Below are 5,284 nucleotides of genomic sequence, written 5' to 3' on the forward strand. Positions count from 1 at the left end.
AAGATCACCGTGGATAGAAAGGCCATTGGGCACAGAAAAGAACAACCTTGAGTTATTGCAGGAAAAAGCCATTTTTGCTAATCTTTTTCCTGCGTGTTGATGAAGCAACGAAGACGATAACATTGGAAATCGACATCGATACTTCAATTAGCCAGGTAATGGAGTAACTTGTATTATTAACGAGATGGGTTAACACCATGGTCGGGGTGAAGTGCTCGTGAGCCCACGTGGTCGGCTGTTTTTAGCTTCACCAAGTCATACTCCCGCCGCCGCTCGGGTCTCGCCTCGCTACAAAACTGTGAATGCTTAAGAAGTTTTCATGGGCGAGGCTCCGACACTTTCTTAAGCACTTACCCCTCCCTCGAATGTCTAGAATTGTAAATCTGACTCATTAATAATCCACCTTACATGTTAAATTTTGCATGACTCATATCTGAAATGGGAGAAGTGAATGGCAAGCAAACAGAAGTACCTTTTAAGTATGGGTTTTGCCCTAATATTGGTTGCCGTTTGCATCTATTTTATCGTTAAATATCCTCCCAAGCTGGGGCTGGATTTGAAGGGCGGGATGCACATCATTCTCTCCGCGAAGGAGAAGCCGGGTGCACCTGTGACTGAACAATCCATGGAACAGGCTTTGTTTGTCATTCGACAGCGTGTGGATAAGCTCGGTGTAACTGAACCGCAAATCGAACGTCAGGGCAGGAACAGCATCCTGGTACAGCTCCCGGGGATAAGGAATCCACAAAAAGCTTTGGAGATAATCGGTAAAACAGCTCTACTGGAGTTCATCGAGGTAAAGAGCATAGATAAAGAGGGCAAGGTGATTCTGGGCAAGGTATTGATGACCGGGAAAGCTCTGAAGAATGCCCGCCCGAGCTTCGGAGAGATGAGTAAACCCATCGTTGAGATGGAATTCACCAAGAAAGGAACGAAAAAATTTGCCGACATTACCACGCGATATGTGAGGCAGCGTCTGGCCATCGTCTTGGACAAAGAGGTGATGTCAGCACCCGTGATACAGGAGCCCATTACCGGGGGTCGAGCCATAATCACTGGCCTGGATTCCATCGATGAGGCGAAAAGGATCGCCTTGGTGTTGCAGACGGGAGCATTGCCTGTGGAACTGGACATATCAGAGAGCAAAACCGTCGGTCCCACGCTGGGTTGGGACTCTCTAATGGCTGGCTTGAGAGCTGGCATTCTGGGATTGATTTTGGTTGCCCTATTCATGGTGATTTACTACAGGTTATTCGGGGTCATTACCTGGTTAGCCTTGGGCGTTTTCGCCACGTTTTTATTTGGTCTTTTAGTGGCGGTGAATGCCGTCCTTACCTCCTTCGGACTCGCTGGGATAAATCTCTCCCTCCCGAGTATAGCCGGTATAGTTCTAATGATTGGGGTCGCCGCCGATTCGAGTATCATCGTCTTTGAGAGGATAAAAGAAGAAGTGCGGGGCGGAAAGACCATCCGCACTGCCCTGGATACCGGATTTAGCCATGGTTTTAAGACCTTTTTGGATGCCGACCTTGTTACCTTTACCACCGCAGCCATTCTTTTTTATTTTGGCATAGGTCCCGTTCGCGGTTTCGCCTTAACCTTGATGCTGGGGATCGTGTGTGACCTTTTTACCTCTTTCTTTTTCACAAGGGCGATGCTGGGTCTTATGAGTTTTACCAAGTTGTGGAGAAATCCTAAGCTCTTGGGTTTGGAAAGGAAGGGTTAATGCCATGCGTTTTGATTTCATAGGGAGAAAGAAAATCTGGTTCGCTCTATCCGGTGTCATTATCCTCATTGGTTTCCTGGCCCTCATTTTTCGAGGGTTGAATTTTGGGATTGAGTTTAAGGGAGGAACTCTTTTCGATATCAAATTTGCAAAACCCGTTGGGGTATACCAGGTGCGTAAGGAACTTAGAGCTTCTAACCTTGGGGGAAGTACCATTCAACCCACGGGTAAAAATGAGGTGCTCATCCGGTGCCGATCTCTCTCTTCAAGGCAACAACAAAAGGTGATAAAGGCTTTGGATGAAAAATTTGGCATCAAGGATCGATCAATTCAAAATGTAGGACCCGGATGGGGTGGACACATCACTAGAGCTGCTCTTATTGCTCTTGTTCTGTGCTTATGCGGTCTATTGCTGTACATAGGCTTGCGTTTTGAATTTAAAATGGCGGTTACAGCGATTACTGCTCTCTTCCATGATATTTTGATTACCATGGGTATCTATGCTCTCGTGGGGAGGGTGATAACGCCAAATACGGTAGCTGCCCTTTTGACCATCCTCGGTTACTCGCTCTATGATACAATCGTCGTCTATCATAAGATAGTGGAGAACACCCCAAAAATGAGCAAGCAAACATACGCCGGTATGGTCAACGATTCCATAAATCAAGTCCTGGCAAGATCCATAAATACCTCACTCACCACACTCTTTCCCATAATTTGTCTTCTTTTAATAGGAGGTGAGACCCTAAAGGATTTTGCTTTTGTCTTATTCATCGGTCTTACCTCAGCGGCTTATTCTTCTATCTTCACCGCCAGTCCCCTTCTCACTCTTTGGAAGGAAACCGAACCTCGATATAGGAGTCTCAAAGCGAAGTATGGAAGGTAGTTATTGTGATTTAAGTCACTTGTTGTATACTATGGTTAGATTGGATAGGGCTCAGCATGAATCGGAAAGGAGGAGGGATGAGGGACCTCGTTGAAAAAGGCATATTAACTTTTTTAGGTGCATGGCTTCTCTTTCACGAGAAGGCTCACGAAATTATAGTGGATTTAATCGAGAAGGGCAAGGCTGCTCCAGAGGAGGGCAAATATTTTATCGAGGATTTATCGAAGCGGGTTGATGAGGAGAAGGAGGAGCTCAAAAAGAAGATTAGTGAGTGTGCGCATATCGCTTTAAAAGAGGCAGGTTTTGCGGCGGACGATGATGTCAAAATGTTGACTCGTCGTCTAAATGATCTTGAAAAACGGCTTAAAAGCCTGGAGAAGGGGATCGGTAAGGAACCCAGGAAATCCAAGAGGTAATTTTCCCTTCAAAATTTGTCGAAGCAGCCCCCCTTTAACACGGGTTCTTTTAATATGATTTTGAGAAGGAGTTCAACAATGGATGATTTATTGGAAAGAAGTTTCCTGGTTGCCTTGGGTTTATTGCTTCTCGTTCATGAGAGGGCCGATGAGTTCATTAAGGATCTGATCTCTAAGGGAAAGATTAGTCCCGAAGAGGGAAAGCAGTACATGGAGGATTTATCCAAACGTGTCAATGTACGGAAAGAGCAATTGGAGAAGCTAGTTATCGATAGTCTCAGATCGGCTTTGAAGAAGGCGGGTATGGCAACCGAGTCCGACTTTGAAAAACTCGACTTCAATTTGCGAGAACTCGAGAATCGAATCGTTGTCTTGGAAAATAAGATGGAAGTGCTTGAGGCTGGGGGAGAAAAAGAGTTCAGATAATTTCAAAAGTTTTTCAGAGAGCGAGAGCGAATTGGGTGAAAAGCTGGATAAGAAGGCAGCGTAATATTAAACGTCTTTGCGGTATCGCTCAAATTGTCGTAAAACACGGTTTGGGCTTCTATTTGGAGAGGTATGGTCTCAAAAAATTCCTACCCAGGGAAAAGCGAAGATTAAAATTCGAGCCTCCACCCCGCGAGGTATTTGCCAAAAGGCTGCGGATGTGTCTCGAAGAACTTGGTCCAACCTTTGTCAAAGTCGGGCAGCTCCTCAGCGTAAGACCGGATCTCGTTCCCCCGGAAGTAATCTTCGAATTGGAAAAGCTCCAGGACACCGTACCCCCTTTTGATTTCGATATTGTTCGTGAGCAGATTTTCCACGAGTTCGGCAAGGGGTTGGAGGAGCTTTATTCCCACTTCGATCCCGTTCCAATGGCTGCGGCTTCCATCGCGCAGGTTCACCAGGCCAGACTTCCCGATGGTCGGAAAGTCGTGGTTAAGATACAGCGACCGGAGGCTGAGAAAAGAATCGAGGCCGATATCGATCTGCTTTATTACGTGGCCAGGTGGGTTTCCCGACACGTGAAATCCTTGGAATTTTTGGATTTAGTGGGGTTGGTAGATGAATTGGCCGCCTCTCTACGTCGAGAGATCGACTTTCGAGTGGAAGGTCGCCATGTTGATAGATTCAGATTCAATTTTCGGGACGACCCACTCTTAAAGATCCCCCTGGTCATCTGGCCCTGTTCGAGTAAACGCGTTCTGACCATGGAATATATAGAGGGAACGAAGATCAGTGACCTTGCGACACCGGAGTCTCTGGGAATTGATACCTATGAACTGGCAATACATGGTGCAAAAGCAATTATGAAACAGGTGTTGGTGGACGGCTTCTTCCACGGGGATCTTCATCCCGCGAATATTCTCATCACACCCGATGGGAAGATAGCCTACCTGGATTTCGGCATCGTTGGTCAGATAAAGGAGCAGGATAAGGAGACCATCACGCGAATGCTCATCGCCATTATTAATAAGGACGTTGACGAGGTCGTTGCCCAATGCCAGAAACTCGGCGTGCAGATTTCCTCTGATAGGATAAACACCATGAAGCCTAAATTTCGGGACATCCTGGATAGATACTATGGTCGAAAACTTGGCGAATTAAAAATCGATATCATCGGAAGGGAATTCCTGGAATTAATTTACGAGAATAGGATCAGGATTCCAAAGGATTATGCCCTTCTGGCCAAAGCTCTCATCACCGTAGAAGGTGTTTGCAAACAGCTATATCCGCAGATAAACATCCTCGAAGTGGCAAAACCCTACGCCATGGAGTTGTTCAAATCATATTATCCCCCTGAAAGGATTCTTCAGGATATATGGGAGGAGATCAAGCTCTATGCCCTAATTTTCCGTGATTATCCGAAACAGTTGCATGACATCTTGAAGCAAACGAGCGAAGGTAGATTGGAGGTCATTTCCAGGGACCCCGCGTCAGAGGATATCTCTCGCAAAATGGACATCTTTGCCAGAAACGTTATAATCAGCATTTTCGCTGCGGCTATCTTCATTTGCTCATCCTTAGCTTACATTTTGTCATCTAAGAGTGGTAGTTTCCCCTCTCCCATGGCCGTCATTGGTTTTGTCATCGCTGCCCTGATGGCCCTCTGGCTTCTTTACGCCACCCTAAGACATCGTTCGAGGTAGAAATCGCAAACAATTTCCCCTCTCTATTATCGGTATCGAGAATCTGATAAAATTAAAAGAGCCAAGGCTAAATGCCGAATTTAGCAATGGAGACATTAGGGTGATTTAAGTGCGCCGTGTGGAGAAA

General features: G+C 46.1%; 5 protein-coding genes. All 5 read left to right on the forward strand.

Annotation, left to right across the window (positions count from 1 at the left end):
* Positions 1–451 precede the first annotated feature (451 nt).
* The 5 genes from secD to AB1466_03765 all read left to right on the forward strand — a co-directional run bounded on the left by secD (position 452) and on the right by AB1466_03765 (position 5,157).
* Positions 452–1,726 carry a protein translocase subunit SecD gene (gene secD / locus AB1466_03745; GenBank protein ID MEW6189211.1) on the forward strand — a complete coding sequence of 425 codons (1,275 nt, stop codon included), beginning with the start codon at positions 452–454 and terminating at the stop codon, positions 1,724–1,726.
* Positions 1,727–1,730: 4 nt separating this feature from the next.
* Entirely contained in the window at positions 1,731–2,612 is an 882-nt protein-coding gene (secF, locus tag AB1466_03750; GenBank protein ID MEW6189212.1) for a protein translocase subunit SecF, read from the forward strand.
* 77 nt (positions 2,613–2,689) lie between these two features.
* Entirely contained in the window at positions 2,690–3,028 is a 339-nt protein-coding gene (locus tag AB1466_03755; GenBank protein ID MEW6189213.1) for a hypothetical protein, read from the forward strand.
* A 78-nt stretch (positions 3,029–3,106) separates the two neighbouring features.
* Positions 3,107–3,454: a hypothetical protein gene (locus AB1466_03760; GenBank protein ID MEW6189214.1), complete on the forward strand. Its 348-nt coding sequence runs from the start codon at positions 3,107–3,109 to the stop codon at positions 3,452–3,454.
* Positions 3,455–3,489: 35 nt separating this feature from the next.
* Positions 3,490–5,157 carry an AarF/ABC1/UbiB kinase family protein gene (locus tag AB1466_03765; GenBank protein MEW6189215.1) on the forward strand — a complete coding sequence of 556 codons (1,668 nt, stop codon included), beginning with the start codon at positions 3,490–3,492 and terminating at the stop codon, positions 5,155–5,157.
* Positions 5,158–5,284 lie beyond the last annotated feature (127 nt).

The organism is Actinomycetota bacterium, from assembly GCA_040755895.1.
GTDB lineage: Bacteria > Actinomycetota > Aquicultoria > Subteraquimicrobiales > Subteraquimicrobiaceae > Subteraquimicrobium.